The organism is Pseudoxanthomonas sacheonensis, from assembly GCF_031455975.1.
Lineage (GTDB): Bacteria > Pseudomonadota > Gammaproteobacteria > Xanthomonadales > Xanthomonadaceae > Pseudoxanthomonas_A > Pseudoxanthomonas_A sacheonensis_A.
Genome location: NZ_JAVDTT010000001.1, coordinates 1,004,977 through 1,020,560 on the forward strand (window position 1 = coordinate 1,004,977; position 15,584 = coordinate 1,020,560).

The window sequence follows — 15,584 nt, forward strand, 5'->3', positions numbered from 1 at the left end:
ACGAAGATCCGGGATCAGCCGAAGAGTTTGCCGACCATCCGCAGGCCGCCGGTCCACACGCCGATGGCGGTGCCCAGGCTGGTCAGGAAGAAATTCAGCAGGATCCGCGCAACCCGGTTCTTCCACCAGCCGCGCACCGTCTGCACGTCGTCGCGCAGCGCCATGAAATCCGCGTGGGTGGGTTTGCGCATTGCCGCTTCGACGAACGCGCTCACGGTGCCCGATGCCAGCGCCGGGTGCAGCGGCGTCAGCGGAGACGAAATGAAGGCGGCCAGGATGCTCAGCGGATGGCCTCCGGCGATGGCGCAACCCAACGCGCCCAGCAGGCCGGTCGCCAGTACCCATTGCACGATGAGGTCCGCGCCGACGTCGACGCCGCCGCGGTAGAAACCCCAGGCGAATCCGCCGACCAGGAAGGCGGCCAGCGCGATCGTGAACCACGGCACCTTGCTCTTTTCCGGAACGGATTCCAGCGCGGCGCGCACCGTGACGGGCGACTCCGCATCGTCGCGCAAGTGCTCGGCCATGCCGTGCAGATGGCCGGCACCGATCACCGCCAACACCTCGCGCGCGCCGCTGGCGTAGGTGACCGATTCGCGAAGGCGTGCGGCCATATAACGATCGCGTTCGGCGATGATGCTTTCGTACAGTGCGGGGCTCTCCGCCGCGAATTCGCCGAAGCTCGATTCCAGCAGGTCGCCTTGCTTCAGTTTCTCTATCTCGTCGTCGCCCACTTCCTCGTCCGCGAACATCGCCATCATGATGCCCGCGCTGATCTTGGCGCGTCCCCACCAACCCAGCCGGCTCAAGGCGCGCTTGAAGGTCAGCCCGACTTCGCGGTCGATCAGATGCAGCGGCAGATTGCGCTCGCGCGCATCGAGCGCGGCGGCTTTCAATTCGGCGCCGGGTTCGACGTCGAGCTGCTCGGCCAGCCGTCGCTGGTAGGCAGCCAACGCGAGGTTCGCCGCGAACAGGTGGGTCTTGCCTTCGCGGATCACCTTGACCAGGTCCAATTTCGACAGGGCGTCGGGATCGGTCAGCGCCTGCAGGCGTCCGGCGTCCAGTTCTATCGCGACGGTGTCGTAGTCGCCGCTGGCGATCGCCGCCCGCACGGTCTCCACGCTGGTCCGAGAGACGTGCGCGGTGCCCAGCAAGGTGTAGCGCACGCCATCGCGCTCGACGATCTGGTGCGGCTGTCCGGCGAGCGGGTCTTGCGCCGCGGGGAGAGAGATGTCGTTCATGGATTCATTCTTCGGAAGGTGTTTCGTTTTTGCCGCTGCCTAATGCGCGCTGCATCTGTACGGTGTCCAGCCAGCGTCCCTGTTTGCGGCCCAGGCCCGGAAATATGCCGATGATGTCGAAGCCGAGCTTCTCGTGCAGCACCACCGAGGCGCCGTTGCCGGGTTCGCCGATCACCGCGACCATCTGGCGGAAACCGAGTGCTTCGCAGTCGGCGATCAGTCGGGAGAGCAGGGCGCGGCCTACTCCCTTTCCTTGCGCCTCGGCTTTCACGTAGACCGTGTCTTCCACGGTCCAGCGATAGCCCGCGCGGCCTCGGTAGGAGCTGGCGTACGCATAACCGGCGAACGCGCCTTCCAGCTCGGCGACCAGGTACGGATATCCGCGACCCAGGAGTTCGTCCATGCGCCGCGCCATCTCCGCTTCGTCCGGGACTTCGTACTCGTAAGTCGCCACGCCGTCGCGCACTTCCCGGGCGTACAGCTCGTGGATGTGCGGAATGTCGGTGCGGGTGGCCGTGCGCAGCTGCAGGTTCAATCGATATACCGCTTCAGCAAATCGCCGTAGGCGTCGATGCGGCGGTCGCGCAGGAACGGCCAGATGCGGCGCACGTGTTCGCTGCGGTCGAGGTCGATTTCCGCGCTGAGGATCTCGGCATCTCCGCCGGCTTCGGCGATGAATTCGCCCTGCGGACCCAGCACGTGGCTGTTGCCCCAGAACTGGATGCCCGCTGCGCCCGCATGCTTGTCGGAAGCCAGGGGCGAGGGTTCGTGGCCCACGCGGTTGCACGAGAGCACGGGCAAGCCGTTGGCCACTGCGTGTCCGCGATGGCTCAGGATCCAGGCGTCTCGCTGGCGGTTCTTCTCGGCCTGTTCGTCGGATGGATCCCAACCGATGGCGGTGGGGTAGAGCAGCAGTTCCGCACCGGCCAGCGCCATCAGCCGCGCGGCTTCCGGATACCACTGGTCCCAGCAGACCAGCACACCGAGCCTGCCCACCGAGGTGTCGATCGGTTTGAAGCCGAGGTCGCCGGGGGTGAAATAGAATTTTTCGTAGAAACCCGGATCGTCCGGGATATGCATCTTGCGGTATTTGCCCAGGGTGCTGCCGTCCTTTTCGAAGACGACGGCCGTGTTGTGGTACAGCCCGGGAGCGCGGCGTTCGAACAGCGAGCTGACCAGCACCACGCCATGCCGCTTTGCCAGCTTGCCCAGGCGCTCGGTGCTGGGACCGGGGATGGGTTCGGCCAGGTCGAACTCGGCGACCGACTCGTGCTGGCAGAAGTACGCGCCGTTGTGCAGTTCCTGCAGCAGCACCAGCCTGGCGCCGCGAGCGGCGGCTTCGGCGACGCGGGCCTCGATGATGGAAAGGTTGGCCTCGGCGTTGCCACGGCCTTGATCAATGATGGCCTTTTCCTGAATCAGGGCGACGGGCAATGTTTTGCGGGTCATCGTGGGGCGGTTCTGCGGAAAGCGCGCATGGTATCGCGGATGGCGTTAACCGCGGCCCGCAGGCGACGCTTCCTCGCGCTGACGGTGCCACCTGCCCAGCAGACCGCCACTGGCTGCCCAGACCAGCGCGATGGCGGCGCCGATGAACATCGCCATTGCCGGGTGTTCGGCCAGCAGGTCCAGACCGCGCTTGACCCAGGCGCTGATGGCGTCGCCGCCACGATAGACGACGGTGTCGATGAAGTTCTTGGCTTTGTACTTGTCCTCGGCGGGAACGACCGTGTACAGCATTTCCCGGCCTGGCCGAACGAAGGCGTATTCGCCCGCCCGGCGTACCACCATCACCACCACGAACACGGCGAAAACAGGCGATAGCGCCAGCCAGACGAAACCAGCGGCGACGATCAACGGCACCGCCGCCAGCAGTACGCCTACGCCCAAGCGCTGCGCGACCCGGCCCGTCACCAGCACCTGGGTCAGGATGGCCAGCGATTGCACTACCGTGTCGATGGTGCCGAAGACCTGGGTCTGCCGTGTGCGATCAGTGAAGGTTTCGGCCACCAACCGCGCCTGTTCGAAATAGAGGAAGGTGCTGACGCTGGTCAGCAGGATTACGAAGATCGCGATGCCCATCAGGTACTTCGATCTGAATACCGCGCTGGCGCCGGCAAAAGGATTGCCGCCCAACGGCTTCCGGCGCGCGCTGGTTTCCTCGCTCGGCAGCGGATGCCTATCACGCCAGCGCTGCAGCCACATGGCCGATATCGCGCTGGCTACCAGGAAAGCGGCGGAAAGCACCAGCAGGCCCGCATGCCCCAGCGGCGCGACCAGCAGGGTGCCCAATAGCGGCCCGGTCAGGCCGCCCAAGCTGGCGCCGGCCGCGATCAGCGCGAAAAGACGCTTGGCCTGGCGGGTGGCCATCAGATCCGCCAGCACGCTCCACGCCAGCGAAATGGTGAGCATGTTGAAGACCGACAGCCAGACGTAGAAGGAACGCGCCAGCCAGAGGTTTTCCGGTCGCGCCAGCAGGCCTGCGGCGAATGCCAGCAGGTTGAGTACGAAGAAACCATACGTCCAAGGCAGGATCCGGCGCCGCGCTGCCTTCGAGGCGATCCAGCCGTACAGCGGCAACGCCGCAAGCGTCGCCACGAAGGTGGCGGTGAACAGCCACTGCAGGTTGTCCACGCCACCGGCGATGCCCATGGTCTCGCGCACCGGCCGCAGCATGAAATATCCGGTGAACAGGAAAAAGAACATCAGCAAGCCGGCCAATACCGCCGAGGCTTCCCGCCCCTCGATGTTGAACAGTTTCGCTATCGCACGCAGTACCGGATTGCCGCTGCCTTCGTTCATTCCGCAATCAACCGACCGCTGCGATCAGCGATCGCCTCTGTTCCTCATCTAGATCCGGCCCCACGCCCGCTTTGAGGTTGTCGCTCTGTCGGTCCGGTTTGCCGGTAGCCGGGATCACGGTCGTCACCGCCGGATGGCTCAGGGCGAATTTGAGGAAGGCCTGCGCCCACGAGGTGATACCCGCGGCGGCGGCCCAGGCCGGAAGCGGCTTGTCGGCCACCTGGGAGAAAAGGCGGCCGTCCTCGAAAGCCCGATTGACCAGCACCGCCACGCCAAGCTCCCGCGCCAGCGGGAAAACGCGTTTTTCGGCGCCGCGCGATACTACCGAATAGTTGATCTGCAGGAAGTCCGGTTTCTCCGCCTGCACCGCGTCCGCAAGTTCGTCCTGCGCGCGCTCGAGGTAATGGGTCACGCCCACGTAGCGCACCTTGCCCTGCGCCTTCAGTTCGCGCGCAAGGGCGAGCTGGATTTTCAGATCGCCCAGGTTGTGGACCTGCAACAGTTCGACCTTGTCGGTCTGCAGGCGCCGCAACGTGTCGTTGAACTGTGCCAGGCCGGCTGCGCGCCCATTGACGCCGGACAGTTTGGTGGCGATCCACGCCTTGCCGCGCAGCTGCTGTTCGGCCAACAGGGCGCCCAGCACATCCTCGGCCACGCTGTAGGTCGGTGCCGTGTCGATCAAGGTGGCGCCGCCGGCGAAGAATCGTTTCAAGACTTCCCGCAAGGGATCGCGTTCGGACGCCGAGTCGCCGACTTCGAAGCTGCCCGAGGTGCCCATGCCGATCACCGGCAGCTTCTCGCCACTGGAAGGAATGCTGCGCGTATTCAATGGCTCATTGCCCGAAGCGGCGGCAGTCGGGGAGGGCGTAGCGGCCGGCACCGCCCGCGCGTCGTCCCGGCAGGCGGCAAGGGTGAGGCCGGCGGCCGCAGTAGCGGCGGCGGTCAGGAACCTGCGTCGTGAATACATGGCGGTCTCCGTCGAGGCGGGGACCTTGGGTTATCGGCGATACGGTTCTGGGTTGTGTAAACGAATCGTTTTATCGCGACCCAACTAAAGACATGCAGCCGTATTTCCGTGACGCAGGGGTCATCCTGCGGCCAGCATTCCTTCCGGCAATTGCATGGTGATGCAGTGCAGGCTGCCGTTCTGCCAGATCAACGAACGGCAGGGCACCTGCACGATTTCGCGATCCGGGAAGGCTTCGGCCAGTACCGCCGCGGCCCCGGCATCGGCCGGGTCGCCGTAAGCCGGCATCAGCACCGCGCCGTTGACGATCAGGAAGTTGGCGTACGAAGCCGCCAGGCGCCGGCTTCCATCCAGGATCGGTCGTGCCCACGGCAAGGGGAACAAGCGGTACGGTTTGCCATCGCGGGTGTGTAGCGCCGCGATTTCCTCGGCCATCGCGCCCAGCTCCGCGTAATGCGAATCGGCCGGGTCGTCGCAGGCTTGGAACACGATGGCTTCCGGCCCGGCGAAGCGCGCCAGGGTATCTATATGCGCATCGGTATCGTCGCCTTCCAGGTAGCCATGATCCAGCCACAGCACCCGATCCTGTTGCAGCCAGCCGGCCAGCCGGGTGGTGATTTCTTCCCGCGGAAGTTCCGGGTGGCGCTCGTGCAGGCATTGCCACGTGCTCAGCAGGGTGCCTGCGCCGTCGGTCTCTACCGCACCACCTTCCAGTGCAAAATCAATGCTTTGCACGAAATAGTTATGAAACAAGTTCATGCCGGATAACTCGCCGACCAACAGGTCGTCGCGGCTCGCCTGGTACTTGCCGCCCCAGCCGGTAAAGCGGAAATCCAGCTGCTTGAAGCGGTCGCCGGCGCGCAGCGTGATAGGGCCGGTGTCGCGCAGCCAGGTGTCGTCGTATTCGGCGGGTACGAATTGGACTTTGGTCATGTCCACCCGCGCCGAACGCAGGCGCGCTTCGGCATAGGTCTGCAGATCTTCGTCGGCCACGCAGATCACCACCGGCTCGAAACGGGTGATCGCCGCGACCAGCGCAACGTAGGTTTCCTCCACTTCGCCAAGCCGTTCGGCCCAGTCGGTTTCGGCGTGCGGCCACGCGATCAGGACCGCGGATTGGGGCTCCCATTCCGCAGGGAAGCGAAAAGCATCGGTCATTGAAGTTCTGCGTTGAAGTTCTGTGTTGAAGTTCTATTGGATCGGGGGCTTGGGCCCGATTTCTTCCGGGCTGGCTTGGTTGGCGACCACGTCGATGACGCGGTTCTTTTCGAAATACACGGTGAAAGCCGGATACACCCAGCGGTTGATCACCGGCCACTGGCGCTTCTGGCCGCCACGCGGTTCGAGCTTCTGTTGGGGTGCGCCGAACCTGGCTTCCACGGCGGCGGCGGTCTGGCCGCGCACGGGCACTGCGGCAGGGGTTTCCTGCACCCGCTCGATCAGCAGGGTGTCGGCACTGGCGGTGCCCGCGCAGCAGAGCAGAGCGAACATCGGAATAGCGAGAAGGCGGTGGTTCATGGCGGTGGCTCCCCAGAGGACGGGTCTTTATAGCAAAACGGCCCCAACAAAAAACCGCCGCGCCGCGATGTAGTGCGGCAACCGTGACGGTGAGCGCGTCGTCGGGGGTCCGGATCTCGGACCACCAGGAGGCCCGGATAAAGAAAAACCGCCCGGAGGCGGTCTTTCTGCGGCTTGCAGCGGTGCGCCTTTGGCGCCGCCGCATCGAGGCTAACCCGTTATTTCAGCGCTGACGCGCCTTGGGCACCTCTTTCGGCTTCAGCGCTGACGCGCCTTGAAGCGCGGATTCGACTTGCAGATCACGAAGACCTTGCCACGGCGGCGGACCACCTTGCAGTCGCGATGACGGGTCTTTGCCGACTTCAGGGAGGAAAGGACTTTCATGACGCACCTCGGGAAATTTGGACTGTAACTGTCTGGGAATGTGGCCGGAACGGACCAGTGGTTCGGCCGGGACAAAAATCAAGCCGCGCATTCTAGCGGGTTTTTCCTTTGAGGTTCAAGCCTTTGCCTGCTGACGACTGGCGTTCGCCGGTCGTCAGCGGGGCGGCCGGGCATAATGCCGGCAAAACCACGGGGTTCCCATGTCCGACAGCATTCCAGTTCTGACCATCGATGGCCCTTCCGGTGCTGGCAAAGGCACCGTGAGCCGAATCGCGGCGGCCCGGCTGGGTTGGCATTACCTCGACTCCGGCGCCTTGTACCGAGCGGTGGGCGTGGCGGCGAGTTGGGCCAATCTGGACATTTCCGACCCCGCAGCCCTGGTGCGCTGCACCTTCGATACCGCGGTCGTCTTCAAGGAAGACGCCAAGGGCGATCTGCGGGTCTGGGTCAATGGCTCCGATGCCACGGACGAGCTCAGGCTCGAAACCACCGGGGCCGTCGCCTCGGCCATCGCCGCCTTCCCCGAGGTCCGTTCCGCTCTCAAAGAGCGCCAGCGGGCTTTCCGGCAGGCCCCGGGACTCGTGGCCGATGGGCGGGACATGGGGACGGTCATCTTCGCGGACGCTCCCTACAAGGTTTTCCTGACCGCCAGTGCCGAGGAGAGAGCCGAAAGGCGCTATAACCAGTTGAAAGACAAAGGGGTTTCGGTCACAATAGACGGTCTGCTACGGGAGATTCTCGCCCGCGACGCCCGTGATGCCCAGCGCACGGTGGCGCCGTTGAGGCCGGCCGAAGACGCCGTCCTCATCGATACCACCGGCCTGAACATCGATCAGGTCGTGGAACGCGTGCTGGCCTTGGTGAAAACCTAGTCCGGTCCGGATCCAACGCAGCAGACAACGCAACAAAAGCAGCCCCGTCGGGAATCTTTCCGGCGGTTTTTCCACTACAACACTCACGGTCACAGGCATCCCGCCCAGGCCGACAACGGGTGGACCGCCGCACCTTCACGTGCACGGTCTGCGTCATCAACCGAGATTTATTCAATGATCGAATCATTTGCAGAACTGTTTGAACAGAGCCAGATCCATCTCACCAAACTGAAGCCCGGCTCCATCGTCATGGGCACCGTGGTGGAAGTCCGCAACGACGTGGTGGTGATCAATGCCGGTCTGAAGTCCGAAGGCATCGTGCCGATCGAACAGTTCCGTAACGACGATGGCACGCTCACCGTGGCCGTCGGCGACGAAGTAAAGGTCGCTCTGGACTCCCTGGAAAACGGCTTCGGCGAAACCGTGCTGTCGCGCGAGAAGGCCAAGCGCGCCATGGTGTGGGACGAACTGGAAGAGGCGCTGGAAGCCAACGCCACCATCACCGGTCGCATCAGCGGCAAGGTCAAGGGCGGCTTCACCGTCGACATCAAGGACGTCCGCGCGTTCCTGCCGGGCTCGCTGGTCGATGTGCGCCCCGTGCGCGACCCGGGTTACCTGGAAGGCAAGGAACTCGAGTTCAAGCTCATCAAGCTGGATCGCAAGCGCAACAATGTGGTGGTCTCCCGCCGTGCGGTGGTCGAGAGCGAGCATTCGGAAGAGCGCGAGCAGCTGATGGACAAGCTGCAGGAAGGCGTGGTGCTGAAGGGCGTGGTCAAGAACCTCACCGATTACGGCGCGTTCGTCGACCTGGGCGGCATCGATGGTCTGCTGCACATCACCGACATGGCCTGGAAGCGCGTGCGCCATCCGTCCGAAGTGGTGGAAGTCGGCCAGGAGCTGGATGTCCGCGTGCTGAAGTACGACCGCGAGCGCAACCGCGTCAGCCTGGGCCTGAAGCAGCTGGGCGAGGATCCGTGGGACAACATCGCCCGCCGCTACCCGGCCAACAGCCGCGTGTTCGGCAAGGTCTCCAACGTCACCGATTACGGCGCGTTCGTCGAGATCGAGCCGGGCGTCGAAGGCCTGGTACACGTGTCGGAAATGGATTGGACCAACAAGAACGTCAACCCGTCCAAGGTCGTGCAGGTCGGCGACGACGTCGAAGTGATGGTGCTGGACGTGGACGAGGAGCGTCGCCGCATCTCGCTGGGCATGAAGCAGGTCGCCGCCAATCCGTGGGAAACCTTTGCTGCGATCCACAAGAAGAACGACAAGGTGTCGGGCCAGATCAAGTCGATCACCGACTTCGGCATCTTCATCGGCCTGGACGGCGGTATCGACGGCCTTATCCATCTGTCCGACATCAGCTGGAACTCCACCGGCGAAGACGTGGCCCGCAACTATAAGAAGGGCGACACGCTGGAAGCGGTCGTGCTGGCCGTGGATCCGGAACGCGAACGCATCAGCCTGGGCGTCAAGCAGCTGGAACAGGATCCGTTCGGCCAGTTCATGGCGGCCAACCCGAAGGGCACCAAGCTGGAAGGCACCGTGCGCGAAGTGGACGCCAAGGGCGCCATCATCGACATCGCCGAGGGCGTGGAAGGCTACGTCGCCGCGCGCGACATCAGCACCGAGCGCGTCGACGACGCCAGCCAGCACCTGAAGGTCGGCGACAAGATCGAAGCGCGTTTCATGGGTATGGACCGCAAGGGCCGCACCCTGCAGTTGTCGATCAAGGCGAAGGACGACGCGGAAATGCGCGAAGTGCTGGAGGACTACCAGTCGCAGTCTTCCTCCACGGGCGCCACCACCCAGTTGGGCGCGCTGCTGCGCGCGCAGCTGGACGGCAACAAGTCCGAGTAAGCAAGCCACTCGATCCACTCCGGCCCGGTTCAATCCGGGCCGGTAGTGGTGCTTTTCGCCTATCTCCGTGACGATGACCAAATCCGAACTCATCGAAATCCTGAGCCGTCGCCAGCCGCACCTGAAGGCCGACGACGTCGATCTTGCAGTGAAGTCGCTGCTGGAGATGATGGGCGGTGCCCTGGCCCATGGCGAGCGCATCGAGATCCGCGGATTCGGCAGTTTTTCCCTGCATTACCGTCCGCCCCGTCTGGGTCGCAATCCCAAGACGGGCGATTCGGTGGCCCTGCCGGCTAAGCACGTGCCGCACTTCAAGCCTGGCAAGGAGTTGCGCGAACGCGTCAGCAGCGTGACACCCATCGAGGAAAGCGGCGAATAAGCGCTGCTTTTCCCTTCTCCCATCGGGAGAAGGTGCCCGAAGGGCGAATGAGGGTACGGCGAAGTGGCGTACCTCCCTCTCGCAGATATCCGGAAACAAGCGGCCTTAGCTTTGCGGATGCGGTTGGGTAGGCGTGACCTGCGCCATCGTCACTTCGCCGTACCCTCACCCCAACCCCTCTCCCGGTGGGAGAGGGGCTTTGTTGTGTTGCACAGCACAAGTCTCGGCTAAGCTAGCGGCTCCCAAGCATGGAGCCGGCCGGTGAACATTTTCCGCTTGATCATCGCATTGATCTTCCTGGGCATAGGTTTGTTGGTCGGTGTGCTGAATACCCAGCCCATCACGCTCAAATTGCTGTTCGCCGATATCCAGACTTCTTCGGGAGTCGCCATCATCCTTTCGCTGCTGGCGGGGGTGATCATCGGCGGTCTGATCGTCCTGGCGACCTTGGTCTGGCCTCTGTATACGAAACTGCGCAAAGCCAACAAGCAGGCTGCGGCGCCTGTGCCCCCGGTCGGTAGTAGTGCCGCCTGAGCCATCAGATAGGCCTCCAGCAAATGCAATTCCTCAACGAATGGTTCTGGTTCTTTCTATTCCTGCCGCTGGCCGCGCTTAGCGGCTGGGTGATTGGGCGCAGGGGCGGGCAGCGCCACGGCGACACCCAGGTCAGCCGGCTCTCGAGCACTTACTTCCGCGGCCTGAACTATCTGTTGAACGAACAGCCCGACAAAGCCATCGAGTTGTTCCTGCACATCGCCGAGCTGGACAAGGAAACCTTCGAGACCCAGGTCGCCCTGGGCCACCTGTTCCGCCGCCGTGGCGAGGTCGATCGCGCCATTCGCCTGCATCAGGGGCTGGTGCAGCGCCACGACCTGAGCGATCAGCAGAAAGTGCAGGCGTTGCTGGCCTTGGGCGAGGACTACATGCGCTCGGGTTTACTGGATCGCGCCGAGACCGTTTTCAGCGACCTGACCCGCATCGACCAGCGCGCCCCGCAGGCGCTCAAGCATTTGATCGGCATTTACCAGACCGAGCGGGACTGGGAAAAAGCCATCGACAACGCCACCCGCTACGAAGAGGTCGCTGGCGAGCCGATGGGTAAGCTGATCGCCCAGTTCGAGTGCGAACTGGCCGAGCGGCACCGCACCGCGAACGATGTCGAATCCGCCCGCGCCGCCATCGCCCGCGCCTACCAGGCGGACGCCAGCTGCGTGCGCGCGGGCATCCTGGAAGGGCGTATCGAATCCGACGTCGGCAATCATGAAGCGGCGATACGCGCATTCGAACGCGCGGCACGGCACGATCCGGACTACTTGCCCGAAGTGTTGCCCAGCCTGATGGCGAACTACGAACTGGGTGCGGACCTGTCCGGCGCGCGGGCGTTCCTTTCCGAGATGTGCGAGCACTATCGGGGCATAGCGCCCGTGCTGGCGCTTACCCGGCTGGTAGAAAGTCAGGATGGCGTTGCGGCGGCCCGTGCGTATCTGGCGCGTCAGTTGAAGGACCGTCCTTCGGTGCGTGGGGAAGCGGCGCTGATCGACCTGACCCTGGCCGAAGGCGCCGATCCCACCGCCACCCTGACCGATCTCAAGCACATCACCGATCAATTGCTGGTGCGCAATCCGAGCTATCGCTGCACGCGTTGCGGTTTCGGCGCGCGCACCCACCATTGGCAGTGCCCCAGTTGCAAGGAGTGGGGAACGGTGAAACCGTTGCTGAACTACGCGGTGGTCTGATGACGGCACTACCCGCGTGGATGCTGCTGCACCTGGTGCTCGCAGCAACGGGCACATGGTTGGCGCGACGTTATGCATTGAAGAAGCAGTTGCTCGATCAGCCCGGCGAGCGGCGTAGTCATGTCGTGGCTACCCCAAGGGGGGGCGGTATCGCGATAGTCGTAAGCGTATTGTTGGGAATAGTCTGGCTGGCGCTGAAAGACCCGTCGGATGCTTTGCTGCTGGGCTGTTTCGCTACTGGGTTGATCCTGGTCGCAGGTATCGGCTGGGTAGACGATCATCGACCCATCCCGGCCTGGCCAAGATTGTTGGTGCATGCGGTGGCGGCATTTCTTCTGGCTTGGGGAGTGCACAGCTCCAGTCCGGGTTTACTCGCCCCTGTCGTGGCCTTCGTTCTTGCCCTGGTGCTGGTGAATATCTGGAACTTCATGGACGGCATCGACGGGCTGGCGGCCAGCCAGGCGGCGATCGTTGCGTTGGCCATGGTGCTCCTGCTCGATGGGGTGTGGGCATGGATAGCCGCAGGATTGGTCGCGGCTTTGGCCGGATTCTTGCCTTTTAATTTCCCCAAGGCCCGGATTTTTCTGGGCGATGTGGGCAGTGGGGCGCTTGGGTTCCTGCTTGCGGGACTGCTGGTAGCGGCTTTCCGGTCGGACCGGGTTTCCTGGCCGTTGCTTCTGCTGCCGATTTCCGCATTTCTGGTAGACGCGGGCTTCACATTGGGTATGCGCATCCTGCGAAGGGAACCCTGGTGGATGCCACATGTCCAGCACACCTACCAAAAGTGGGCGGGTCGTAATGTGAGTCACGTGGGAGTCACCTTGGCTTACGCAGGATTCAGCCTCGTGGCCGCGATGCTGGTTCTTATTGGAATAGGCTGGACGGACTATGGGTCAGCGAGTATTTGCCTGGTATGGTTTCTGGGCGCAGGCTTTTTATGGGCGCGCATGCGCAGGGATATCTCTAATGAGTAAGGATGCGCAAAAGTGAATTCTTGGCGCGGAAAGATGGCTGCCGTGGTACCCCGTTTGATGGTGGTCGGGCACGATCTATTGATGGTCTGGTTGTGTTGGGAAGCGCTGCACCATTTGCGTTATGCGATGTTGCCCAACCCTCCTTCGTACCCCCTCTGGTCGCCTGAGATCGCGATCGTCCTGGTCGCGCAGGGGCTGGTGTTCTGGTGGGTCGGTCTTTATCGGGGTCTTTGGCGCTTCGCCAGCGTCCCCGACCTGGGCAATATTCTTAAAGCCAGTCTGATCGGCTTGCTGGCGCTCGCCCTGGGGCTGGCCCTTTACAACCGTCTGGGCTCGGTGCCGCGCGCTGTGCTGGTGATGTACCCGTTCCTGCTGGTGGGTCTGCTGGGTATGCCACGCCTCATGTTTCGAGCCTGGAAGGACAATCAGAACACGGACAGCAAGAACGGCATCGCCCTACGGGTCCTGATACTCGGTGCGGGCAGATCCAGCGAGGCCCTGGTGCGCGACCTACGGCGCAGCGGCGCCTATCAGCCGGTCGGTCTGTTGGACGACTCGGCCCGTCTGCAGGGCACCAAGCTGCATGGCGTTCCCGTGCTCGGCGGATTATCCGATGCCGCGACCATCGCCAAGGAAACCGCCGCCAAGTTGATCGTCATCGCGATGCCGTCGCTGGATGCGGCCAACATGCAGCGGGTGGTGGCCATCTGCGAAAGCACCGGCCTGCCGTTCCGCACCGTACCCCGATTGGTGGACGTGCTGGAAGGCCGTTCTTTGCCTGGCGAACTCAAAGAAGTCGCGATCGACGATCTTTTGGGTCGCAAGCCGGTCACCCCGGACTGGAAACTCATTCGCGGCTGGTTGGGTGGACGTACCGTCCTGGTAACCGGCGCCGGCGGCTCCATCGGTTCGGAACTCTGCCGTCAATGCGCCCGACATGGCGCGAGCAGGATTGCACTGCTGGAAGTCGATGAGCTCGCTCTGGTCACGGCCCAGACGGAACTGCATCGCGCGTTTCCCGACCTCGAAATCATTTCGGTCCTGGGCAACTGCGGCGATCCGGCGGTTATCCAGCATGCGTTGAAGACCGCCGAGCCGGATGCGGTTTTCCATGCCGCGGCCTATAAGCAGGTTCCGCTTCTAGAGAAACAGCTACGCGAAGCAGTGCGCAACAACGTACTGGCGACCGAGGCCGTGGCCCGCGCCTGCCGCGAGGCGAATGTGGGAACCTTCGTTTTCATCTCCACCGACAAGGCAGTCGATCCGGTCAATGTGCTGGGCGCAACCAAGCGTCTGGCCGAAATGGTTTGCCAGACCCTGGATGACCGCGTCTCGACGCGTTTCGTGACCGTCCGTTTCGGCAACGTGCTGGATTCGGCGGGAAGCGTGGTGCCCCTCTTCCGCGAGCAGATCCGCTTGGGCGGCCCGGTGACCGTCACCGACCCGGAAGTCACGCGTTATTTCATGACCATCCCGGAAGCCTGCCAGCTGATCGTACAGGCCGCCGCCAGTGCCGCGCATGCTTCCATCTACACGCTGGACATGGGCGAGCCGGTACCGATTCGCGTGCTGGCCGAGCAGATGATTCGTCTTGCCGGAAAGCAGCCGGGCAAGGACATCGCCATCGTCTATACCGGGCTACGCCCCGGCGAGAAGCTGCATGAAACGCTGTTTCACGCGGAAGAACTCTACCGGCCCACCTCGCATTCCAAGATCCTCGAAGCGCGCGCGCGCGATGCCTCGACGGAGATCATCACGCGTGCCGTTTCCCTGTTGCAGACCGCGGTAGCGAACTACGACAACGACGAACTTTCACGCATCCTGCGTGCGGCGATACCCGAGTTTTCTCCGTCGGGACAGAATGCTGACGCCGGCGCCACGATCGTGCAATTCCCCGCCCGCGAGGCCAGACATACCCGATGAACCCACGTATCCGGAAAGCCGTTTTCCCCGTCGCAGGCCTCGGAACCCGATTCCTGCCCGCCACCAAGACCGTCCCCAAGGAGATGCTGCCGATCATCGACAAGCCGCTGATCCAGTACGCGGTGGATGAAGCGGTGGAAGCCGGTTGCGATACGCTGATCTTCGTCACCAACCGCTACAAGCATGCGGTGGCCGACTACTTCGACAAGGCCTACGAGCTGGAGCAGAAGCTCGAGCAGGCAGGCAAGCTGGAGCAGCTCGAACTGGTGCGCAACGTGCTGCCCAGCCATGTGCGCGCGGTGTTCGTCACTCAGGCCGAAGCGCTGGGGCTGGGGCATGCCGTGCTTTGCGCGAAACCCATCGTGGGCGACGAGCCTTTCGCGGTATTGCTGCCCGACGATCTGATCTGGAACCGTGGCCCCGGCGCGCTCACGCAGATGGCCGACGCCGCCGAAGCTTCCGGCGCCAGCGTGATCGCTGTGCAGGACGTGCCGCGCGAGCAGACCGGCAGTTACGGCATTGTGGCGACCGAAACGTTCTCAGGCCGCGAGGGCCGTATCTCCGCCATCGTGGAAAAGCCCAGCCCTGAGGTGGCGCCGAGCACGCTGGCAGTAGTGGGACGTTATGTGCTGAGTTCGCGTATTTTCGACCTGCTGGAGAGCACTACGCCCGGGGCTGGCGGCGAGATCCAATTGACCGATGCGATCGCGGCATTGCTGACCGAGCATCCCGTGCACGCCTACCGTTTCCGCGGCACGCGTTTCGACTGCGGGACACATATCGGCCTGATCGAAGCCACCATCCGTTACGCGCTGGACCACGAGAAACTGAGCGACGCCGCGCAGCAGCTGATGCAGAACGCGCTTAAGGAACTCGGTGTCACCGAATTGGAATAATTCGGCGGCGCGCATGCGCTGTTGACGAA

At 63.5% G+C, this 15,584-nt stretch carries 16 protein-coding genes; 8 read left to right on the forward strand and 8 right to left on the reverse strand.

What is annotated here, in order from left to right:
* Positions 1-14 precede the first annotated feature (14 nt).
* From J2W94_RS04545 to ykgO, 8 genes are all read right to left on the reverse strand, one after another.
* Positions 15-1,241, reverse strand: a complete 1,227-nt coding sequence (locus J2W94_RS04545; protein WP_310090536.1) for a TraB/GumN family protein — start codon at positions 1,239-1,241, stop codon at positions 15-17.
* 4 nt (positions 1,242-1,245) lie between these two features.
* Positions 1,246-1,776 (reverse strand): GNAT family N-acetyltransferase, encoded by a 531-nt coding sequence (locus J2W94_RS04550; RefSeq protein WP_310090538.1) that lies wholly within the window; start codon positions 1,774-1,776, stop codon positions 1,246-1,248.
* Positions 1,773-2,690: a carbon-nitrogen hydrolase gene (locus J2W94_RS04555; protein ID WP_310090539.1), complete on the reverse strand. Its 918-nt coding sequence runs from the start codon at positions 2,688-2,690 to the stop codon at positions 1,773-1,775. Before J2W94_RS04555 ends, J2W94_RS04550 begins: the two co-directional genes overlap by 4 nt.
* A 45-nt stretch (positions 2,691-2,735) precedes the next feature.
* A complete protein-coding gene (locus J2W94_RS04560) occupies positions 2,736-4,043 on the reverse strand; it encodes an NTP/NDP exchange transporter (RefSeq protein ID WP_310090541.1) in 1,308 nt (435 codons plus the stop codon).
* 7 nt (positions 4,044-4,050) lie between these two features.
* Complete coding sequence (locus J2W94_RS04565; protein WP_310090543.1) at positions 4,051-5,010, reverse strand: aldo/keto reductase; 960 nt, start codon at positions 5,008-5,010, stop codon at positions 4,051-4,053.
* Between the two features lie 120 nt (positions 5,011-5,130).
* Positions 5,131-6,168 (reverse strand): agmatine deiminase family protein, encoded by a 1,038-nt coding sequence (locus J2W94_RS04570; RefSeq protein WP_310090545.1) that lies wholly within the window; start codon positions 6,166-6,168, stop codon positions 5,131-5,133.
* Positions 6,169-6,201: 33 nt separating this feature from the next.
* Positions 6,202-6,528, reverse strand: a complete 327-nt coding sequence (locus tag J2W94_RS04575; protein WP_310090547.1) for a hypothetical protein — start codon at positions 6,526-6,528, stop codon at positions 6,202-6,204.
* Positions 6,529-6,786: 258 nt separating this feature from the next.
* Positions 6,787-6,912: a type B 50S ribosomal protein L36 gene (ykgO, locus tag J2W94_RS04580; RefSeq protein ID WP_005913193.1), complete on the reverse strand. Its 126-nt coding sequence runs from the start codon at positions 6,910-6,912 to the stop codon at positions 6,787-6,789.
* Between the two features lie 200 nt (positions 6,913-7,112).
* Here ykgO and cmk point away from each other — a divergent pair, with 200 nt between their 5' ends.
* From cmk to galU, 8 genes are all read left to right on the forward strand, one after another.
* Positions 7,113-7,784, forward strand: coding sequence for a (d)CMP kinase (gene cmk, locus J2W94_RS04585; RefSeq protein WP_310090550.1), 672 nt, complete (start codon positions 7,113-7,115; stop codon positions 7,782-7,784).
* A 174-nt stretch (positions 7,785-7,958) separates the two neighbouring features.
* Entirely contained in the window at positions 7,959-9,647 is a 1,689-nt protein-coding gene (gene rpsA, locus J2W94_RS04590) for a 30S ribosomal protein S1 (protein WP_310090552.1), read from the forward strand.
* A gap of 73 nt (positions 9,648-9,720) precedes the next feature.
* Entirely contained in the window at positions 9,721-10,026 is a 306-nt protein-coding gene (locus J2W94_RS04595) for an integration host factor subunit beta (protein ID WP_310091581.1), read from the forward strand.
* A gap of 261 nt (positions 10,027-10,287) precedes the next feature.
* Positions 10,288-10,560, forward strand: a complete 273-nt coding sequence (locus tag J2W94_RS04600) for a LapA family protein (protein ID WP_310090554.1) — start codon at positions 10,288-10,290, stop codon at positions 10,558-10,560.
* 23 nt (positions 10,561-10,583) lie between these two features.
* Positions 10,584-11,762, forward strand: coding sequence for a lipopolysaccharide assembly protein LapB (gene lapB / locus J2W94_RS04605; RefSeq protein ID WP_310090557.1), 1,179 nt, complete (start codon positions 10,584-10,586; stop codon positions 11,760-11,762).
* On the forward strand, positions 11,762-12,736 hold the full coding sequence (locus J2W94_RS04610) for a lipopolysaccharide biosynthesis protein (protein WP_310090559.1): 975 nt from the start codon (positions 11,762-11,764) through the stop codon (positions 12,734-12,736). Before lapB ends, J2W94_RS04610 begins: the two co-directional genes overlap by 1 nt.
* 12 nt (positions 12,737-12,748) lie before the next feature.
* Positions 12,749-14,659 (forward strand): polysaccharide biosynthesis protein, encoded by a 1,911-nt coding sequence (locus tag J2W94_RS04615; protein WP_430540539.1) that lies wholly within the window; start codon positions 12,749-12,751, stop codon positions 14,657-14,659.
* Entirely contained in the window at positions 14,656-15,555 is a 900-nt protein-coding gene (gene galU / locus J2W94_RS04620) for a UTP--glucose-1-phosphate uridylyltransferase GalU (protein WP_310090562.1), read from the forward strand. Before J2W94_RS04615 ends, galU begins: the two co-directional genes overlap by 4 nt.
* Positions 15,556-15,584: the final 29 nt, after the last annotated feature.